The following is a 17,080-nucleotide window of genomic DNA, read 5'->3' on the forward strand; positions in this document are numbered from 1 at the left end:
AATGGCCCCTCATTAGCCAACCGTACAATCAAATATAGTTTAACACCTTATTTAAAAAAATAAAATTTAAACGGTTGAGTTAAGTATGCTTATTTTATTGTAGAAGCGCTTGACTAATCGTAGGAAAAGAGGCTGGGACATAATGTAATGTCTCAGCCTCTTTCAGCATCTGTGCCGGGGCGGGACGACGAAATCTTTTTTGTTCAAATTAGATTTCTGTCTCGCTCCCATTGGCCTTGCTCTTTTTTTATGCCCATTACGTAGAGAAAGTAGGGGGGCGAATTTAATTGATATGCTAGAAGGTCTCAATCTTTAGTAGTATATTCAATAGGTATACCTCTTTAAGCCACATAGACAATGGTATAGCCTTATCAAAGATAAAATTTATGAAATAAAATCAAGAAAATAGTTACTTAGCAAAGTCAATGGTGGTAAAATAAAAGTAAATTTAAACAACGAGAAGTAAAATAAACATTAAAAAGTTCTAATACTCTGTAATTTTAGGTATAAGGTATACCTTCTGCAACTGCTTTACCTTGCCCTGACAGTTTTAGTACTCTGTAATTTTAAGTATAAGGTATACCTAATAACATTTTACTTTGAGCGTCGGTTAGTTTTAGTACTCTGTAATTTTAAGTATAAGGTATACATGAGCTTACTCAGCAAAATAATACGAATGGTTTTAGTACTCTGTAATTTTGGGAGCGGGACAGAAATCTAATTTGAATAAAAAGATTTCGTCGTCCCGCCTAGGCAAAGATGACTAGAATTGAAAAAAGCTTGATACAAGCGCGTTTTCAAATCAGTCATCTACTGCCAAGATACTGAAAGAGGCTGAGACATTACAATATGTCCCAGCCTCCTTTTTCATCTAACTTAGATAGTTTTAGTACTCTGTAATTTTAGGAATAAAGTATATACCAATGGACGTACACTATACCATTGGTTAAGAAAGGGTGATTTGATGAGTTTGAGATTATGGGAATACGAAGGTAAACAAGTAGAAGTGTGTTTAAACGATGGTACAATATTAAAAGGGAAAGTTATTGATTTTGATGATAAAGAAGACAATGTTAATGGTAATGACTCTATCTTAATAAAAACCATCGAGGGTACATTCGATATAGATGAAAGCGAAATGAAAAGTATCAGTTTTAGTACTCTGTAATTTTGGGAGCGGGACAGAAATCTAATTTGAATAAAAAGATTTCGTAGTCCCGCCCCGGCAAGGATGACTAGAATTGAAAAAAGCTTGATACAAGCGCATTTTCAAATCAGTCATCTACTGCCAAGATACTGAAAGAGGCTGAGACATTACAATATGTCCCAGCCTCCTTTTTCATCTAACTTAGATAGTTTTAGCACTCTGTAATTTTAGGAATAAAGTATACCAATGGACGTACACTATACCATTGGTTAAGAAAGGATGATTAGATATGAGTTTTAAATTATGGGAATTTGACGGCAAAAAAGTAGAGATACGTTTTGTCGACGGTGATGTACTAACAGGTAAAGCTTTTGATTTTAATTACAGAGAAGATAATATTAGTGGTAATGACTCAATTTCAATAAAATCTGCTAAAGGTACATTTGATGTTGATGAAAGTGAAATAATAAGCATAAAAGAAATTAAGTAGTGCATTCACTCGACCTAATGGCGTTAAAAAGATCTATTTTTATGAGAACATTCTTCGTCGAAAAAGGGCTAAAAAGTAACACCTCATTTTTACTGTATAAATCAGTTGAATGAGGTGCTTTTTCATTTGAGTTAGGAATTATGTCCCAGCTCCTCCGTTTTAGAAGGTAGGGCTTAGGCTTGCTTTTTCAACTAAATTGAATGTTCAAACATTATACCTAGTGTGGGGTATTTACAAAAAATGAGGCTGAGACATTACATTATGTCCCGCTCCCATTCCTCGCAAAAATAAAAGTCGGTTAGTCTCTATCTCCGTTAAATATTGAATTACGTACGATAACGTAATCTACAGTTGTGAGTGATTTCAAGTCTTTACCACCAGCGTATGAAATAGAGCTTTGTAAATCTTGTTGCATTTCGTTTAGTGTATGCTGTAGAGAGCCTTTATGTTCTACAAACATCTTCTTACCTTCAACGTTTTTGTGCTCGCCTTTTTGAAATTCTGAAGCGCTGCCAAAGTACTCTTTATATTTCTTGCCATCCACTTCAACTGTTTCACCAGGTGATTCTTCATGTGCTGCAAAGAGAGAGCCAATCATTACCATCGAAGCACCGAAGCGGATCGACTTCGCAATATCTCCGTGTGTGCGAATACCACCATCTGCAATTAAAGGTTTACGAGCAGCTTTACTACAGAGGTTAAGTGCTGCAAGTTGCCAGCCGCCTGTGCCGAATCCAGTCTTAATCTTTGTAATGCAAACTCGACCTGGCCCGATTCCTACTTTTGTAGCATCGGCTCCTGCATTTTCTAGTTCACGAACACCCTCAGGAGTGCCGACATTACCTGCTATGACGAAAGCTTCGGGCAAGTGTGTCTTGATGTGCTTAATCATATTAATTACAGAATTAGAATGACCATGAGCAATATCAATAGTAATGTATTCTGGCACTAGATTTTCAGCTGCTAATTGTTCAACAAAATCAAATTCACGAGATTTAACGCCTACTGAAATAGAGGCGAAGAGTTTGGCGTCCTGCATCTTTTTAATAAATGGAATTCTCGCTTCTTCATTGAAACGATGCATAATATAAAAGTAATCATTTTGAGCAAACCATTCTGCTAATTCTTCGTTCATTACTGTTTGCATATTAGCTGGAACGACTGGTAATTTAAAGCTTCGAGGACCAAACTGAATAGCAGTATTACATTCAGAACGACTTTCAACAATACATTTATTAGGAATTAATTGAATATCTTCGTAATCAAATATTTTCAAATATATAACCACCTATCTTAAGCTTAACGTAGTTATAATACTAGTTAATCAGACGAATGTAAATAGAAAAGTTAAGTCTCGAGCGTACATAAGACATATTTCTACAAATTAAAGTTTTTCTCCTAGCCTTTGGAGCATAAGGATCATTTAAAGGGATGAGACATAAAGTTTCTGAGCTCTAGGAAGCGTCCCTAAAGCAAGGTTGTCGACAGGCACGCTCACGATTCGACAACATTTGGAACACAACGTTGCTCATCGTTTGGTCTTGCTCCAATTCTAAACGCTGTTGTCCCGACCTCTTAGCAAATATCAAACTTAGTGAAGCATCTCAGAAAATGGAATTAGTTCTATCGTTCGAATATATTAATGATTTACAGCTTTTAAAAAATTATAGATTAAAATACAAACTGCACGAGTAACATGTAAATAATCGTTCCTCCAGCTATTGAAAGCAACATACTTCGTTTGACGAGATGAAGTAATACGATGACGCCAACCGCAAGAAACTCAGGTATACCGAAACTATAACGAAATAGGTGGATGTCTTTAAGTGAGTATATTACTAACAATCCGAATACCGCCGCCGGTAGGACTCTACCTAAATATTGTATGAATTGCGGTGTCGGTCTTTGTGGAGTAAATATTAGAAATGGTAAGTATCTGGTGAGCATCGTTCCGAGAATGATCACGATGACCGTAATAATTTGTTGCGTTAAATTCATTGTGACTCCCTCACTTTCGCTTCTAAAGGACTTTTGAAGACTATGAATATCACTAAAATGATGATCATCGTTGGTAGGATGAACGATTTCGTCCCAAACATAATCAAGCATATGAGAGAAGTCATTAAACCGATAATGGAAGGGAGATGATTATTCTCCTTCATCCAATTATCTACAAAGATGACTACAAATAGTGCAGTCATAACAAATGACAACCCAAGTGTATTGAAGGTGATATAGTTTCCAGAAATGCCCCCGAGCGTTGCGCCACATACCCAATAGCAATGATTAAGTAACGTGACATAGAACATAAACCATCCCTTATCTATATCGCTTGGAACTGTGGCTGTTTTATTAATAACGAAAGTTTCGTCGCACATTCCAAAGATTAAATAGTACTTTTTAATGCCGACGCGTTTGAATTCCTCAAGCATAGAAATACCGTAGAAGAGGTGACGGGCATTAATCATTAAAGTTAAGATAAAAGCGCTGAGAGGACTGAACACACCGAGTAATAAACTACCTGCTATGAATTCCATTGAGCCCGCAAATATGAACGCGCTCATCAGAGAAGCGAAAATGGGTGCAAATCCGAGTGAGTGCATATAAATGCCGTAAGCTACGCCTAGAAAGGTGAAGCCAGCGAGTATGGGTAAAGTGTGATTGAACGCAAGTTTAATGATAGGTAGGTGTGAGTGATTCATTACGTCACTCCTTTATAGAGATTAATAAAGTATATATTATCTGAATCTTAAGAAACTAACAACTATAATTATTAATATTGTTAAATTCACTTTAAAATTATTGAGAAAGTAAAAGAATTTATAAGCTTTTGTAAATTTTAACGTAAATCATTTAAAAAAATAATAAATAAATATATAATATAAGTGCGATCAGGAAGTGAGGATGAGTGAATCATTCATTCTCATAAATTATTTAAATACCTGATGCTTATAAGAAGGAGTGATTTCATGAATAAAATGACTAAAGCTTTAGTAGCTGCTACCACAATCACGACGTTAGGTTTAGGATCTGTAGCTTTAAATCACACAGAAGCACATGCTGCCAGCACACCTTCAGCTACGCAAGCTCAATTTGCATTAGAAGGTAATGCAGGTAAGGATGCAAGCTACTTAACTAGTTCTAAATTTATCAATGGGTTGAATGGTGGAGGCTTGATGTTTAATGGTTATTACTTAACTAACCATATAACTACTCCAGATTATCATCAACTAAATGTTAATGACCAAGTTATCCAAACTGTAGGCAACGGTAAATCTACACGAAGCGTAAGTTTTAACGTTTCAGATAACTCTGTTACGTTGAATAGCTTGAAACATGCTTACGGGAAAGACTTAGGCAGAGTTTATCATAGCGGTAAACAGCCTGAAGATGGTTTATATTTCTACGATAAAGGTCGTTATGAAATTCAATTTAACGTTGAGAATGGACACGTAGCTAATGTACTTATAGGAGATCCTGTAACTGATTAATCTTTAGAGGTAGTAGTTTGAAATTATTTCTTCTGAACTGTAAATTAAAAAAATCTTTCTGAACTGTACTAAAGGGAGCGGGACAGAAATCTTTTTATTCAAATTAGATTTCTGTCCCGCTCCCGTCATTTAAAGCGATTGAGACATAAAGTGGCTGTGCTCGGGGAAACCGATGAACGGCGTATCAAATGCAGGATTGTCCACGAAAACACTCATCATGCCACAAAATAAAAAAACAATTTTGCACATCGTTTGGTTCTGCTCAAATCCTAAACGCTTTTGTCCCGACCTCGTCTCGCTCTTATTGTTAATAATAACTTTAAATGCTTCATTAAGCATCGTGTGCTTCTTTAATACCATTACTTACAGCTTCTGAAAAGCGATAAAGTTTCTTGCGATAGTTAGATTTATTGTCACGTGCATCACGATCAAAATCACCATGTTTAAAGAATGTTTTACGCAAGCCGTGAGATAGTTCTAATTGTACTCCCGCATTACTATCATTTTGGTTAGTGATATTATCATTTGAATCACCTTGAAGGTAATCAGGACTTTCATCTACTTTAAAGCCTTTATCTCTCAGGTTGTTCCTAATCGCGTGACGTAATTTTTTATCTTTACCACCGATGTACACTACAGATTTATCTGCTTCCATACCGTGAATGGATACGGCGTGAGTACTTTTCTTCATCATATTTAATAATATAGGTTCATTATAATGAGTAGAAGTGACGTGCAAGTCTTGGTTGCCAGATTTGCGTAGAGCTTCAAAGGTATAAAGCTTGTAGTCACCTTTTTTCGATATTTCTTTAGCAACTTCAGATGTACCCGGTTCAATACCACCGCCATGTATAGCAGTAATTATAGTCGAACTTGAGGTATGCTTATCAGATATTTTCCAGTCTTTACCTTCACGGGTGTGTTTTTTTAAATCTGAGAAGTTCTTATACTTATCAGTACTTGAACAGCTAGCCTTCTTCTGAGAAGTGTAAATAAAGGCTACCGTTATAGAAAGAACTAGTAATGTAATGATAATTAAAGAAGAAGTAAATAATTTCGAAAGTGAATTTTGTTTCATAAAAGCTCCTAATCCATTTGTTAAAATTAATATTTAGTAGTTAAAACAAATTAGTTTTAACATTTATATAGTATTTTAATGTTAAATTTACATTAATGCAATAATTAACGTTTTTGCTAACAATAAGCGGGGCAGAAATCGATCTGTAATGTAGATTGATTTCTGCCCCGCTAATTAGAGGATTCCTAGCTACATTTACATATAATCTACTTTATCAACAAGTTAAGCTTTCTTATAACTCAATCTAGGCACCTACAACGATCTTATTGATGATTAATCCAATGAGTGAAATTATTCCTATCACTAGACAGACTACTCCAAGACTAAGGAATGATTGTTTGAATCGTGGTTTAGTCTTGCTTAAACTTAGAAAGATAATTCCTAAGATAGTAATTATTATAGCTGTATAAATCATAGAGTAACCTCCTTTACTAGTAGGTAAATAGCACTGGGACGTATCTCAAATAATTAGGCTTTAGTATTGTATTACCCGTTTTTGGCTATTTAAATTTAACTCATAAAGTTAAGGATTATACAACAGGATGTATAGATTTTAAGGAATTTTTAAAGACGTAAGAAGGGGGAGCGGGACAGAAATTTAATTCGAATAAAAAGATTTCGTAGTCCTGCCCCCGGCATGGATGACTAGAATTGAAAAAAGCTTGATACAAGCGCGTTTTCAAATCAGTCATCTACTGCCGAGATGTTGAAGAGGCTGGGATTTATGTCTCAGTTTCTTTCTCTCTAGTCAAAGACCTTTATGTCCCAGCCTCGATGTTTTATAAGATTTTCGGCTAGATATTAGAGCCTGAAACTCTGATGATGAATTGAAACCTCTATAAGTGATAATAATAGGTTGGTTTACAATAATTATACTTATAATATATTTATAATTTTGTAGATTGTATTATTAAAAAGAATTTGCAATTTAATTAAGCAAACATTATAATAGTCTTGCATGCCCATGGGTATGTGTTGTGTTGGAGATGGATTTTCTACATGCCCGTGGGCATGTAGAAGATTCATTACTCCCGTTATAGTAAAAGGCCCCTTTAATTAGGGGTCTTTTACATGTGCGAAAGTTTGTATGTTAAAGACTTAGCATTTAAAAATTTAAGCAAAAAAATTGAGAGCGGGACAGAAATCTAATTTGAATAAAAAGATTTCGTAGTCCCGCCCCGGCGAGGATGACTAGAATTGAAAAAAGCTTGATACAATCGTATTTTCAAATCAGTCATCTACTGCCAAGATGCTAAAAGAGGCTGAGACATTACATTATGTCCCAGCCTCAAATTATTAAATCTAATTATTTTTTAGTGAAAGTGTCAACTAAAGTTTTGATTAATTTGACAATACCACCGATGATGTTTGCTACTAACATGTGAATTACCTCCTTTGTTTAACTTGTCTATAGTATAACCCTAGTCGTAGAGAAAAAGGTCAAAAGTCCCTACTTTCATGACTTGAGTGCTTAGGTGTTAGTTATAAAGAAAGTACCAACAGATAGGGAACTTAACTGTTAAAAATTTTATAGAATAGAGTTACTCTATATCTCTGATAATAATACTCTGATTTTCATGATCCGCTGTCATAGTTATCGATTTACTATTATTTTCAACTTCAACATCTGTAATGTGGTGATTATCATTGATAAAAGTTGCTTGAGCAAGAATGCCGAAAGCATAATCACTGATTGGACTAATTACCGAGACAGAAATAGAGTCTTCTTGTATGGCGATAGACTGCTTACTTTGGTTAATGACTTTCCATTCCGGGTAAGCTTTCAGTTGCATTTTTTGGCCTCCAAATTAAATTGTTGTTGCAGTTACTAACTAAAGATCAACGCAAATAGTATTCCAACCACACCAAATATGAGTAGCATGACTGTCACGCCGAGTAATGACTCTTTAGCTTCTGAGTGACTTTTAACTTTATATATTCCTAAAGTAATTAGGCCTACTACCAGAAAGATTACGGATAACCAAAATACAATTTGGAAATGAAATGACATGTTGTCACCTCCACGTGAACTGTAATTTATAATAAATGTATTTACTTATTGTATCACTTATGTTAACTATACAATAGAAGTCGCTATTAAATGATTTAAACTATTTAGTTAAAATTGACTAAAATTAAGACTTAAGTCTGTAGTAGAAAGAAGATGTTTATCCTATAATATAATTAACGAAAAGAGGTGACTGTGATGAATGAAGTAAATAAATGGTTGTATATCTTACTTTCAGTATTACTCGGTAGCTTCGGTATTCATAAGTTTTATGCTGGGAAACCAGTCGTTGGATTAATTTTCCTTGCATTCTTCTGGACAGGAGTACCTCATATCCTTGCTATAATAGGTGCCATATTAACATTATTTAAACCTGCTGATGAGAATGGTAATGTGCAAGTTTGATAAGCGGTTTAAGTAAAAAATAAGCAATCACAAATAAGGGAGCGGGGCAGAGATCTAATTTGAACAAAAAGATTTCGTAGTCCCGCTCCGCCAAGGATGACTAGAAAAAAGCTTGATACAAGCGCCTTTTCAAATCAGTCATCTACTGCCAAGATGCTGAAAGAGGCTGAGACATTACATTATGTCCCAGCCTCTTTAGTTATGTTATTTAAAATTATATTCAAGAAAATATTAACCATTCAAATTTATACTTTAAGAATGTAAAAGGCAAGTTACATAAAAATTCTAAAAATTTAAAATTTCTGTAATTCGCTTCTAACGTACATCTTTAGCTATTATTTTAATTAATAGAAATAATTTATATAGACAAATTTTTGTACTCTGATATGATAGATATAAAGAAAGATCTACACATTGCGATTCGATGTACCAGAAAGGGGTAATCCAAAATGACGTTTTACGAGTTTATCTGTAAGTTCTTGGAAGACGATACGCCCTTAGGTCAATTAGCGAAAATTATTCTCATAGATAAAGATTTTCCCATTTATGAAACATCTGAGCGAAATCTTCACACTTATTTTTATGATAAGTATGCTGATCACAGTTTATTAGAATGTGCTAATCGAGCTATAAGTATTTATCATATTAATTATGCTTAATTTAAGAGCATTATAAATAATACCAATTTTGTTGTTCTAATGCGTGCCTCACATCTTGAGTCTTAAAGTTTATTTCGTTATTTCGAATGGAGAAGGGTTCAAGAATATGTTGGTTCATCCACGTGTTAATTAATTCTAATGGTACGCCGTCAAGAATCATATCACGTCTACTTACTATAAAGCATTCCCAATCGAGCGATAATTTCGATGGATTAACATAACAACATCTTCCTTCTTCTCTCATAGTTGAACACTCCCCACTTTCATCTGTCATAGTTAGTTATACCCATCAATAATATGTTTAAACGATGTCGTACAGCTATATTATGGAAATTTTTAATTTTCTGATAAATATGTAGGGGGAAACTCATCCTCCTACATCCTTCAACTTTTTAATTAAAAAATATATTTCCACAGAGGTAGGGTAAATAGAAAGATAGCGATCAATGTAGTGATAGCAGCAAACACGTTAACCGCTCTATCTCCGCGCAAAGCAGCATAGAAATTAATACTAAATATTATTATTAAAATCAATATAACCAACATGATCTGCAGTGGGGTCGAGACCATTTCATTGAATATCAAAGCAGGAGTAGTCAGTGCTAATAAAGATAAAAAAAGAGAAAAAATAGTCGTTTTGTTATTCATGTTTGTCTTCCTCTCTAAATTAACCATCGTTTTATTGTGATGAAGATATAGTCGACCCTTGGACGCTAATCGTGTTTGTGTAAGCGCCGTTATTGACGGATATCCGTAACGAGCCAATGTTCATCTATGTATTTATTACCTAATTTACGAGCATGTTGCTCTACGCCAAGCGTATCAAAATTATATTTACGATAGAATATTTTAGCGCTTATGTTATTCGAAGCTATAGAAGTCATAATTATTTCTATACCGTTGTGTTGACAAAATCGAACGATGTAATTCATAAGTTCTTCTGCGAGATCTTGGGAGGCATGGTGATCAATCATTTTAACGCACATATTCTGTAGAATCCCTTTATGACGCAAACCATAGACGGAGGAGTGGATAAGTGTGGCTACCCCTACGAGTGACTGATCCAGATAGAGGCCGAATACTCGTTCATTTGTATTATGTTCGGACAGTAAATGAGCGAGATACTCTTTAGGAATATGTGATTCATCATAAACGCCCCACGCATAAACGATATGTTGATCATGTATGGCTTCTGAGACTAGTGAATGATAGTCATCGATATCTATCGTATTGAGTTCACGTATTTCAGTCATAGCTATCGCCTCTTATTTAATTAATCTAACATTCATCAATGTTATACGTATGTTTAATAATAATGCAATTTATTTTACATAGCAACTGCATTTTGTAAAAATATTGAAAATTTGTACTTTTAAAAATAAATTGTATAAAATTAGACTCGTATGAAACAAGAGATAAAGCATGGCTCGTCTAAAAAGAAGACAAAGTGACTTTATTTAGTAGTTTACGCCTATTCTATTCTCTCTGCATGCAACACTAATATGGTATAATCAGTTTAGTGAGAGTGTCAAAAGAGGGGTGCGTAGCAATTGGAAACTTTAATCACACTTATCGTTTCGCTCGTACTGCTCGCTCTTGTCGCTTTTATAATTCTCTTTATAAGTCTAGGTTTCATAACTAATAAAGATGATGACGATTAAACGTAGAATAAGTAAAAGTGACTTAGCATTGAGCAATAACTAGCTTATTAAATGACTTAAGTGAAAATTAATGAAAAAGGAAGCGGGACAGAAATCTAATTTGAATAAAAAGATTTCGTAGTCCCGCCCCGGCAAGGATGACTAGAATTGAAAAAAGCTTGATGCAAGCGCATTTTCAAATCAGTCATCTACTGCCGAGATGTGAAGAGGCTGAGACATTACATTATGTCCCAGCCTCTTTTTCTCTCTAGCCAAAGACCTTTATGTCCCAGCCTCATTGAAATTTAAATATTAATCTTCTACAGTAACATTTAAGTTTACTTCGATGTTGCCACGAGTAGCTTTAGAATATGGACAGAAATCATGCGCTTCTTTTAAATACTTTTCAGCTTCTTCTTGTGATAGGACATTTTGTACTTTAGCGTCTATATCAACACCTAACTTAGGACTTTCAGCATCTGGATCATCTTCTAAACGCACTGTTAAAGTCACTTCTGGTTTAGCATCTCTAACTTTATTTTGCTTTAAGATTAAATCGAAAGCACCGTTGAAGCAAGAAGCATATCCTGCTGCAAATAATTGTTCAGGATTAGTTCCTTTTTCAGGGTCAGCTTGATCTGGAGGAATTACTGCTACATCTATTGCTTTATCATCTGTCTGAACGTGACCATTACGTCCACCAGTGTTTGTTGCTTGAGTTTCATATTTAACTGCCATGTTTAAAGACCTCCTCTAGTGATTATATAATTCATTTACCCTGCGACTTTTCCTTCTAATCATAAATATTTATTAATAATTTACAATAGGGTAGAATTAAATTGAATCAATGAATAGGGAGTGGAGCTATGTCTCAGCCGAAAATAGCAGTGACGCTTTCTCCAGCTGAACAATTAGAATCTGATTGTATTGAACTGCTTGAAAAGTATAATAACGCCTACGATATTATTGAACTTAGGATAGATCAGTTGTTAGATGTAGAGATTGCTGAAGTGCTTAAAATAGTTAAAGTAATTAAACAAGTATGTGTTAATAAAGAGATTCTAGTGACTTATCGAACTAAAGGTCAAGGTGGAAAAGGGGCGGAAGAAGGAAAGCGGTATTTTCACTATATTAAAAACCTCATAGCGCAAGTGGATATCGACCTCATAGATATTGAGTTTGATGAACGTGAATTTTCAAGAGAGATACAGAATTGTATTAGCGAAGCTCAACAACGGCGTATTCAAGTCGTCCTGTCGCATCATAATTTCAAAGAGACACCTGATATCGAAACACTTAAATTTCTATATTATAAAATGAATCGTTATAGTCCAGACTATTTAAAAGTTGCGGTTATGCCTCAATCATCAAAGGATGTGCTTACATTACTCGGTGCGCTTCAAGCTACTAGTCAATCTGTCGCTGCGAGTGTTATAGGAATAGCTATGGGTGAGGTAGGTAAAGTATCTCGCGTCGCTACTGGCGTATTTGGCGGTAGTGTCACATATGGATGTTTGACTGAACCTCAAGCTCCAGGCCAACTACAGGTAGCAGATTTAAAATCACATTTAAGCCTTTATGATTAGTTTGAAAAAAGAAGGAGAGTCCGATATAATTGAAAAGTATTATCATTTAGGAAGGGCGATTATGTATGGAACTTCAAGAGGCTATAGCTAATAGAAGAAGTTATAAAAAGTTTAAACATGATATGCATATAGATGACGATGTTTTATATAAATCTATCGAACGCGCTACGGATGCCCCGAATCATAAAATGAGAGAACCTTGGCGTGTCGTTCATATTTCAAAAGATCGCTTAGGAGATATGAGTAGAGATGTTGGGCAATACGCTTTTAAAGGTGAGGATGAGAAGAAGCAAGATCACTATAATACAGTGACTAAACTTGGAGGGATTCTCGCTTTAATCGTGAAAAAAGATCCTCGACAAAAGCAAAATTTAGAAAATTACATGGCTTTCGGTGCTTTTGCACAGAATCTCATGTTACTTCTCCATGAAGCAGGTATAGGTACTTGTTGGAAATCACCGCAGTATATATTTATGCCGGAAGTCAGAAATGTGTTGGGCGTTCAGGACGATGAGGATTTAGTAGGACTGCTCTATTTAACGGATCAAGAAGAGCGCGTTGCTCATCGAAAGCGTCGTATGAAAAATTTAATTACTGAGTACTAACATGATTTTATCGTATGAGTGTAGTATTAGGTAGAAGAATGAGTGAGGCGTGGGTCTTATAGATTCGCGTCTTCCTTTTTATTTATACAATTCGGGAGCGGGACAGAAATCTAATTTGAATAAAAAGATTTCTGTCCCGCTCCCTCTTTGTTGGGGCCCCACCCCAACTCGCAGTGCTTGTTGAAACTGATTTACCAGTTTCTCTTTGTTGGGGCCCCACCCCAACTCGCAGTGCTTGTTGAAACTGATTTACCAGTTTCTCTTTGTTGGGGCCCCACCCCAACTCGCAGTGCTTGTGGAAACTGGTGTACCAGTTTCTTTTTGTTGGGGCCCCACCCCAACTTGCATAGCTTGTTGAAACTGGTTTACCAGTTTCTCTTTGTTGGGGCCCCGGCTCAAACCCTAAACGATTTTGTCCCGACCTCACTTCTTAGCACTATTGAGTTGGTAATTATCTCCGAGAGGTTCATGGGTTGATGTTAGATATATTCCTCAAGGTAGAGAGCGCAGTTAACTATTTAAAGTTTCAGCTAAAAAGTCTTCAACTTGTTCAGGTGATTTAGCATTAGCTGAATGCAAGTGAGCCAATTTATCGCCATTTTGAAACACGAGAATGCTAGGGATACCCATCACATCATTTTCAGAAGCAACATCTTCCAATTCATCTCTATTTACCACGTACCACTCATAATCATTATATTTCTCAACAATTGGATCGATCCACATGTCCATTGCTTTACAGTCAGGGCACCAATCCGCTTCAAATTTAACTATGACAGGTTGATCACCATTTATAGTTTGTGTGAACTCATCTTTAGTGTTTAATGGTTTCATACTTATTACGCTCCTTTAAAAAATTGTGATTATATTATAACTGAATGCTTGTATTTTAGAAAAAATAAAGCTTAAAATTTAAAGCATTTTTCTATTGAATTTGATATATTGTAATTAACAATAGATTATAGGAGGTTCAGTAATGATAAAATTCTATCAATATCCAAACTGTACGACTTGTAAAAAAGCGGCGAAGTTTTTACAAGAATATGGCGTAAGTTATGAACCTATTGATATTGTTCAACATACACCTACATATTCTGAATTAAAGGAAATCGTTGATGCTTCAAACCTCGAAATTAATAAGTTTTTTAATACTCGCGGTGGCAAGTATCGAGAACTCAATTTGAAAGACAAGCTTAAAGATATGTCATACGAGGAGAAATTGGAATTGCTATCTTCCGATGGCATGTTAATCAAGCGACCATTAGCAGTAATGGGAGATAAAGTAACTGTTGGTTTTAAAGAAGATGAGTTCAAGGCGTTATGGGTTAACTAATTAAAAGTAGAACGCTTTTACTCGATAGACAAACCGCTTTAGCGTTTCGCGATAAAGGCTTCTACTAAGATGATAAGTTTGATATAATACCTTGCTTGATGTGAGGCATTATGGCATCATAAATATGAGAAATAAAAGTTTATAGGAGGGGATCCTCGTGGCAGTACCGAGCGAATTAAAGTACTCGAAAGATCATGAATGGGTAAAAGTTGAAGATACTACAGTTGTAGTTGGAATTACTGAATACGCACAAAATGAATTAGGAGATATCGTGTTTGTTGAACTTCCGGAAGTGGATGATGAAATTGAAATTGGTGATACATTCGGTAGTGTAGAATCAGTTAAGACAGTTTCTGAACTTTATGCTCCAGTTTCAGGTAAAGTTGTAGAGATCAATGAAGAGTTAGAAGACAGTCCAGAATTTGTTAATGAATCTCCATATGACAAAGCTTGGATGGTTAAAGTAGAGTTGAACGATGAAAGTCAATTAGATGATTTATTATCTGCTGACCAATATTCTGAAATGATTGGTGAATAATTAGGGCTGACTATAGAAGTGAAGAGGTTGAGACATACAGTATCTGTGCTCTGGAACCCGATGAACAGCGTCCCAAGGGCAGGATTGTCGACAGAAACGCTTACGATTCGGGAGGGAGACAGAAATCTAATTTGAACACAAAAGATTTCGTAGTCCCGCCCCGGCAAGGATGACTAGAATTGAAAAAAGCTTGATACAAGCGCATTTTCAAATCAGTCATCTACTGCCAAGATGCTGAAAGAGGTTGAGACATTACATTATGTCCCAGCCTCTCTGTGTTGGGGCCCCACCCCCAACTCGCAGTGCTTGTAGAAACTGAATTATCAGTTTCTCTGTGTTGGGGCCCCACCCCCAACTCGCAGTGCTTGTAGAAACTGAATTATCAGTTTCTCTGTGTTGGGGCCCACCCCAACTCGCAGTGCTTGTAGAAACTGGTTTACCAGTTTCTCTTTGTTGGGGCCCCCTGCTCAAATCCTAACTGCTTTTGCTCCGACCTCTTTACACAAGGTTACTCATGGATGTGAAAGTTGACTGACTTAAGTAATATATGAGAGAAACCTTTTTAGAAAAATTAGTGGCCGAGGTGGTGAGACGATGAAATCAAATGGTTTCTGTCTCACTTTTTTACTTAGTATAAAGATTATGTTAAGAATGAGTTATATATATTATCAAAAAGCGCTCGACTTGATATGTTTAGGTTGAAAGAGATTTGTTAAAAGTGAAGTATCTGTTATTAACCTAATTGAATAGAAGGTGAAATGCATGACGTTAGTTAATAAAGTCATTGTAGTAGAAGGAAAGACAGATAAAGAACGTGTGCAAGAAATTCTCAATGAACCTATAAACATCATTTGTACGCATGGAACGATGAGTGTTGATAAGATAGATCAAATGATTGACGAACTTGAGGGACAAACCGTGTATATTCTCGTTGATGCAGATAAGGAAGGTAGAAAGATTCGTAGATGGTTTAAACAGTATATAAGTGAAAGTAAACACATCCATATTGATCGACGCTATCGTGAAGTAGCACGGTGCCCTAAAGATTATTTATTTAAAGTTTTAAATAAGCATGGCTTTGAAGTTAAAGATGAATATCAAAAAATTCAAGAAGAGATTGATCATATGTTTGAAAGGGTAAGTTTATTATCATGACTAAAGATACTAGCGAGTTAGTAGACCCAAAGATAAATTACGATAAAGATAGACATCTAATATTTGGTTACACACCAACCTGTGGCACATGCAAAGTATCTGAACGCATGCTAGATATTGCAAATGAGATGGTAAAGTTACCTCTTATTAAAGTGGATTTAAATTTTCATCCTGGCTTTGCACAAGAATATGAAATACAATCTGTGCCAGTTTTATTAATCATGAATAAAGATTATGAAGAAAACCGCATATACGCGTTTCAGTCTGTACCGTTTTTATTAGAAAATTTAAAATAATAGTTGACGAAACGTGAGTAGAGTGGTAGGATTAAAACAACATTTCAATAGTGCGTTGACTCTTATCAAGAGTGGTGGAGGGATGTGCCCTGCGAAACCCGGCAACCGTCTTTGTATAGAAATGGTGCCAATTCACATAAAGTCTTAAGACTTTTGAAGATGAGAGAAAGTAGAAGCTTTCTCTTAGTGTAAGGGGAAAGCTTTTTTAATTGCACGAGACTAGTAAACTACTAATAGAGGGAGAGTTTAGCAGAAATGAAGTTAGATTATTAAAATAATTCTAAAAATTAAAATAAAAAGAATCTTTACATAATTAAGCTATCTATAGTGTAGCGTGATAGAGAAACAAGAAAGAACGAGGCGATTAAAAGAGGGAAGCAGCGAAGTTTACTAAGGTAAATGAGCAATGAGCTCTATTGATCTAACGAAGTAATTGCTTATTTCTCTACTAGAGACATATGAGAATAGAGAAACAAGGAAGAACGAGGCGATTAAAAGAGGGAAGCAACGAAGTTTACAAAAGTAAATGAGCAATGAACTCTATTGATCAACGAAGTAATTGCTTATTTCTCTACTAGAAACATATGAGGATAGAGAAACAAGGAAGAACGAGGCGATCAAAAGAGGGAAGCAGCGAAGTTTACTAAGG

General features: G+C 35.4%; 27 protein-coding genes and 1 riboswitch. Of the genes, 11 read left to right on the top strand and 16 right to left on the bottom strand.

Annotated features, from left to right (window positions below; all coding sequences use genetic code 11):
* Window positions 1-970 precede the first annotated feature (970 nt).
* Both N9R04_RS10805 and N9R04_RS10810 read left to right on the top strand, forming a co-directional pair.
* Complete coding sequence (locus tag N9R04_RS10805; RefSeq protein WP_373316356.1) at window positions 971-1,168, top strand: LSM domain protein; 198 nt, start codon at window positions 971-973, stop codon at window positions 1,166-1,168.
* Between the two features lie 268 nt (window positions 1,169-1,436).
* On the top strand, window positions 1,437-1,637 hold the full coding sequence (locus tag N9R04_RS10810; protein WP_262856777.1) for an LSM domain protein: 201 nt from the start codon (window positions 1,437-1,439) through the stop codon (window positions 1,635-1,637).
* A 298-nt stretch (window positions 1,638-1,935) separates the two neighbouring features.
* Here N9R04_RS10810 and guaC read toward each other — a convergent pair whose 3' ends face one another.
* The 3 genes from guaC to N9R04_RS10825 all read right to left on the bottom strand — a co-directional run bounded on the left by guaC (window position 1,936) and on the right by N9R04_RS10825 (window position 4,339).
* Entirely contained in the window at window positions 1,936-2,913 is a 978-nt protein-coding gene (gene guaC / locus N9R04_RS10815; protein ID WP_262856778.1) for a GMP reductase, read from the bottom strand.
* A 395-nt stretch (window positions 2,914-3,308) separates the two neighbouring features.
* Window positions 3,309-3,635 (bottom strand): branched-chain amino acid transporter permease, encoded by a 327-nt coding sequence (locus N9R04_RS10820; RefSeq protein ID WP_262856779.1) that lies wholly within the window; start codon window positions 3,633-3,635, stop codon window positions 3,309-3,311.
* Window positions 3,632-4,339, bottom strand: coding sequence for an AzlC family ABC transporter permease (locus tag N9R04_RS10825; protein WP_262856781.1), 708 nt, complete (start codon window positions 4,337-4,339; stop codon window positions 3,632-3,634). Before N9R04_RS10825 ends, N9R04_RS10820 begins: the two co-directional genes overlap by 4 nt.
* Window positions 4,340-4,606: 267 nt before the next feature.
* Here N9R04_RS10825 and isaB point away from each other — a divergent pair, with 267 nt between their 5' ends.
* Window positions 4,607-5,128, top strand: a complete 522-nt coding sequence (gene isaB / locus N9R04_RS10830) for an immunodominant staphylococcal antigen IsaB family protein (RefSeq protein ID WP_262856782.1) — start codon at window positions 4,607-4,609, stop codon at window positions 5,126-5,128.
* Window positions 5,129-5,257: 129 nt separating this feature from the next.
* Here isaB and N9R04_RS10835 read toward each other — a convergent pair whose 3' ends face one another.
* From N9R04_RS10835 to tsaT, 6 genes are all read right to left on the bottom strand, one after another.
* The gene (locus N9R04_RS10835) at window positions 5,258-5,488 is read right to left on the bottom strand and encodes a hypothetical protein (RefSeq protein ID WP_262856783.1); all 231 of its coding nucleotides are present in this window, start codon (window positions 5,486-5,488) and stop codon (window positions 5,258-5,260) included.
* Window positions 5,460-6,206: a poly-gamma-glutamate hydrolase family protein gene (locus N9R04_RS10840; RefSeq protein ID WP_262856784.1), complete on the bottom strand. Its 747-nt coding sequence runs from the start codon at window positions 6,204-6,206 to the stop codon at window positions 5,460-5,462. The genes N9R04_RS10835 and N9R04_RS10840 overlap by 29 nt, the downstream gene beginning before the upstream one ends.
* A 244-nt stretch (window positions 6,207-6,450) precedes the next feature.
* A complete protein-coding gene (locus N9R04_RS10845; RefSeq protein ID WP_262856785.1) occupies window positions 6,451-6,621 on the bottom strand; it encodes a hypothetical protein in 171 nt (56 codons plus the stop codon).
* Between the two features lie 891 nt (window positions 6,622-7,512).
* Complete coding sequence (locus N9R04_RS11520; protein WP_373316357.1) at window positions 7,513-7,587, bottom strand: alpha-1/alpha-2 family phenol-soluble modulin; 75 nt, start codon at window positions 7,585-7,587, stop codon at window positions 7,513-7,515.
* 160 nt (window positions 7,588-7,747) lie between these two features.
* Complete coding sequence (locus N9R04_RS10850; protein ID WP_262856786.1) at window positions 7,748-7,999, bottom strand: hypothetical protein; 252 nt, start codon at window positions 7,997-7,999, stop codon at window positions 7,748-7,750.
* Between the two features lie 35 nt (window positions 8,000-8,034).
* Window positions 8,035-8,217: a type II toxin-antitoxin system toxin TsaT gene (gene tsaT, locus N9R04_RS10855; RefSeq protein WP_262856787.1), complete on the bottom strand. Its 183-nt coding sequence runs from the start codon at window positions 8,215-8,217 to the stop codon at window positions 8,035-8,037.
* A gap of 195 nt (window positions 8,218-8,412) precedes the next feature.
* On the opposite strand from tsaT, the gene N9R04_RS10860 reads away from it, so the two are divergent.
* The gene (locus N9R04_RS10860; protein WP_262856789.1) at window positions 8,413-8,619 is read left to right on the top strand and encodes a TM2 domain-containing protein; all 207 of its coding nucleotides are present in this window, start codon (window positions 8,413-8,415) and stop codon (window positions 8,617-8,619) included.
* Between the two features lie 449 nt (window positions 8,620-9,068).
* On the top strand, window positions 9,069-9,278 hold the full coding sequence (locus tag N9R04_RS10865) for a YozE family protein (protein ID WP_262856790.1): 210 nt from the start codon (window positions 9,069-9,071) through the stop codon (window positions 9,276-9,278).
* Window positions 9,279-9,288: 10 nt separating this feature from the next.
* On the opposite strand, the gene N9R04_RS10870 is transcribed toward N9R04_RS10865, so the two are convergent.
* From N9R04_RS10870 to N9R04_RS10885, 4 genes are all read right to left on the bottom strand, one after another.
* Window positions 9,289-9,522: a hypothetical protein gene (locus tag N9R04_RS10870; RefSeq protein ID WP_262856792.1), complete on the bottom strand. Its 234-nt coding sequence runs from the start codon at window positions 9,520-9,522 to the stop codon at window positions 9,289-9,291.
* A gap of 152 nt (window positions 9,523-9,674) precedes the next feature.
* Window positions 9,675-9,926: a hypothetical protein gene (locus N9R04_RS10875; RefSeq protein ID WP_262856793.1), complete on the bottom strand. Its 252-nt coding sequence runs from the start codon at window positions 9,924-9,926 to the stop codon at window positions 9,675-9,677.
* Window positions 9,927-10,015: 89 nt separating this feature from the next.
* On the bottom strand, window positions 10,016-10,531 hold the full coding sequence (locus N9R04_RS10880; protein WP_262856795.1) for a GNAT family N-acetyltransferase: 516 nt from the start codon (window positions 10,529-10,531) through the stop codon (window positions 10,016-10,018).
* 699 nt (window positions 10,532-11,230) lie between these two features.
* Window positions 11,231-11,656, bottom strand: a complete 426-nt coding sequence (locus tag N9R04_RS10885; protein ID WP_262856796.1) for an organic hydroperoxide resistance protein — start codon at window positions 11,654-11,656, stop codon at window positions 11,231-11,233.
* Window positions 11,657-11,784: 128 nt separating this feature from the next.
* Here N9R04_RS10885 and aroD point away from each other — a divergent pair, with 128 nt between their 5' ends.
* On the top strand, window positions 11,785-12,504 hold the full coding sequence (gene aroD, locus N9R04_RS10890) for a type I 3-dehydroquinate dehydratase (RefSeq protein ID WP_262856797.1): 720 nt from the start codon (window positions 11,785-11,787) through the stop codon (window positions 12,502-12,504).
* Between the two features lie 65 nt (window positions 12,505-12,569).
* The gene (locus N9R04_RS10895) at window positions 12,570-13,109 is read left to right on the top strand and encodes a nitroreductase family protein (RefSeq protein ID WP_262856798.1); all 540 of its coding nucleotides are present in this window, start codon (window positions 12,570-12,572) and stop codon (window positions 13,107-13,109) included.
* An 82-nt stretch (window positions 13,110-13,191) separates the two neighbouring features.
* On the opposite strand, the gene N9R04_RS10900 is transcribed toward N9R04_RS10895, so the two are convergent.
* The gene (locus N9R04_RS10900; protein WP_262856799.1) at window positions 13,192-13,392 is read right to left on the bottom strand and encodes a hypothetical protein; all 201 of its coding nucleotides are present in this window, start codon (window positions 13,390-13,392) and stop codon (window positions 13,192-13,194) included.
* 227 nt (window positions 13,393-13,619) lie between these two features.
* Window positions 13,620-13,943, bottom strand: coding sequence for a thioredoxin family protein (locus tag N9R04_RS10905; protein ID WP_262856801.1), 324 nt, complete (start codon window positions 13,941-13,943; stop codon window positions 13,620-13,622).
* A 142-nt stretch (window positions 13,944-14,085) separates the two neighbouring features.
* Here N9R04_RS10905 and N9R04_RS10910 point away from each other — a divergent pair, with 142 nt between their 5' ends.
* Window positions 14,086-14,442 carry an arsenate reductase family protein gene (locus tag N9R04_RS10910; RefSeq protein WP_262856802.1) on the top strand — a complete coding sequence of 119 codons (357 nt, stop codon included), beginning with the start codon at window positions 14,086-14,088 and terminating at the stop codon, window positions 14,440-14,442.
* Between the two features lie 157 nt (window positions 14,443-14,599).
* Window positions 14,600-14,980, top strand: coding sequence for a glycine cleavage system protein GcvH (gene gcvH, locus N9R04_RS10915; RefSeq protein WP_262856803.1), 381 nt, complete (start codon window positions 14,600-14,602; stop codon window positions 14,978-14,980).
* A 252-nt stretch (window positions 14,981-15,232) separates the two neighbouring features.
* Here gcvH and N9R04_RS10920 read toward each other — a convergent pair whose 3' ends face one another.
* On the bottom strand, window positions 15,233-15,451 hold the full coding sequence (locus N9R04_RS10920; protein ID WP_262856804.1) for a hypothetical protein: 219 nt from the start codon (window positions 15,449-15,451) through the stop codon (window positions 15,233-15,235).
* A 291-nt stretch (window positions 15,452-15,742) separates the two neighbouring features.
* Between N9R04_RS10920 and N9R04_RS10925 the strand changes: the two genes are divergently transcribed.
* Window positions 15,743-16,135, top strand: a complete 393-nt coding sequence (locus tag N9R04_RS10925) for a toprim domain-containing protein (protein WP_262856806.1) — start codon at window positions 15,743-15,745, stop codon at window positions 16,133-16,135.
* Window positions 16,132-16,431 (top strand): thioredoxin family protein, encoded by a 300-nt coding sequence (locus tag N9R04_RS10930; protein WP_262856807.1) that lies wholly within the window; start codon window positions 16,132-16,134, stop codon window positions 16,429-16,431. The genes N9R04_RS10925 and N9R04_RS10930 overlap by 4 nt, the downstream gene beginning before the upstream one ends.
* A gap of 59 nt (window positions 16,432-16,490) precedes the next feature.
* Window positions 16,491-16,597, top strand: a riboswitch (SAM riboswitch).
* Window positions 16,598-17,080 lie beyond the last annotated feature (483 nt).

The organism is Staphylococcus marylandisciuri (assembly GCF_025519785.1).
Classification (GTDB): domain Bacteria; phylum Bacillota; class Bacilli; order Staphylococcales; family Staphylococcaceae; genus Staphylococcus; species Staphylococcus marylandisciuri.

Coding starts and splice junctions, on each gene's coding strand:
- N9R04_RS10930 (WP_262856807.1), top strand. CDS start 16,132: ATGACTAAAGATACTAGCGAGTTAGTAGACCCAAAGATAAATTACGAT.
- N9R04_RS10895 (WP_262856798.1), top strand. CDS start 12,570: ATGGAACTTCAAGAGGCTATAGCTAATAGAAGAAGTTATAAAAAGTTT.
- N9R04_RS10845 (WP_262856785.1), bottom strand. CDS start 6,621: ATGATTTATACAGCTATAATAATTACTATCTTAGGAATTATCTTTCTA.
- N9R04_RS10820 (WP_262856779.1), bottom strand. CDS start 3,635: ATGAATTTAACGCAACAAATTATTACGGTCATCGTGATCATTCTCGGA.
- tsaT (WP_262856787.1), bottom strand. CDS start 8,217: ATGTCATTTCATTTCCAAATTGTATTTTGGTTATCCGTAATCTTTCTG.
- N9R04_RS10810 (WP_262856777.1), top strand. CDS start 1,437: ATGAGTTTTAAATTATGGGAATTTGACGGCAAAAAAGTAGAGATACGT.
- N9R04_RS10870 (WP_262856792.1), bottom strand. CDS start 9,522: ATGAGAGAAGAAGGAAGATGTTGTTATGTTAATCCATCGAAATTATCG.
- N9R04_RS10850 (WP_262856786.1), bottom strand. CDS start 7,999: ATGCAACTGAAAGCTTACCCGGAATGGAAAGTCATTAACCAAAGTAAG.
- N9R04_RS10905 (WP_262856801.1), bottom strand. CDS start 13,943: ATGAAACCATTAAACACTAAAGATGAGTTCACACAAACTATAAATGGT.
- N9R04_RS10825 (WP_262856781.1), bottom strand. CDS start 4,339: ATGAATCACTCACACCTACCTATCATTAAACTTGCGTTCAATCACACT.
- N9R04_RS10860 (WP_262856789.1), top strand. CDS start 8,413: ATGAATGAAGTAAATAAATGGTTGTATATCTTACTTTCAGTATTACTC.
- N9R04_RS10840 (WP_262856784.1), bottom strand. CDS start 6,206: ATGAAACAAAATTCACTTTCGAAATTATTTACTTCTTCTTTAATTATC.
- isaB (WP_262856782.1), top strand. CDS start 4,607: ATGAATAAAATGACTAAAGCTTTAGTAGCTGCTACCACAATCACGACG.
- aroD (WP_262856797.1), top strand. CDS start 11,785: ATGTCTCAGCCGAAAATAGCAGTGACGCTTTCTCCAGCTGAACAATTA.
- N9R04_RS10875 (WP_262856793.1), bottom strand. CDS start 9,926: ATGAATAACAAAACGACTATTTTTTCTCTTTTTTTATCTTTATTAGCA.
- N9R04_RS10925 (WP_262856806.1), top strand. CDS start 15,743: ATGACGTTAGTTAATAAAGTCATTGTAGTAGAAGGAAAGACAGATAAA.
- N9R04_RS10865 (WP_262856790.1), top strand. CDS start 9,069: ATGACGTTTTACGAGTTTATCTGTAAGTTCTTGGAAGACGATACGCCC.
- N9R04_RS10835 (WP_262856783.1), bottom strand. CDS start 5,488: ATGGTATTAAAGAAGCACACGATGCTTAATGAAGCATTTAAAGTTATT.
- N9R04_RS10885 (WP_262856796.1), bottom strand. CDS start 11,656: ATGGCAGTTAAATATGAAACTCAAGCAACAAACACTGGTGGACGTAAT.
- N9R04_RS10880 (WP_262856795.1), bottom strand. CDS start 10,531: ATGACTGAAATACGTGAACTCAATACGATAGATATCGATGACTATCAT.
- N9R04_RS10910 (WP_262856802.1), top strand. CDS start 14,086: ATGATAAAATTCTATCAATATCCAAACTGTACGACTTGTAAAAAAGCG.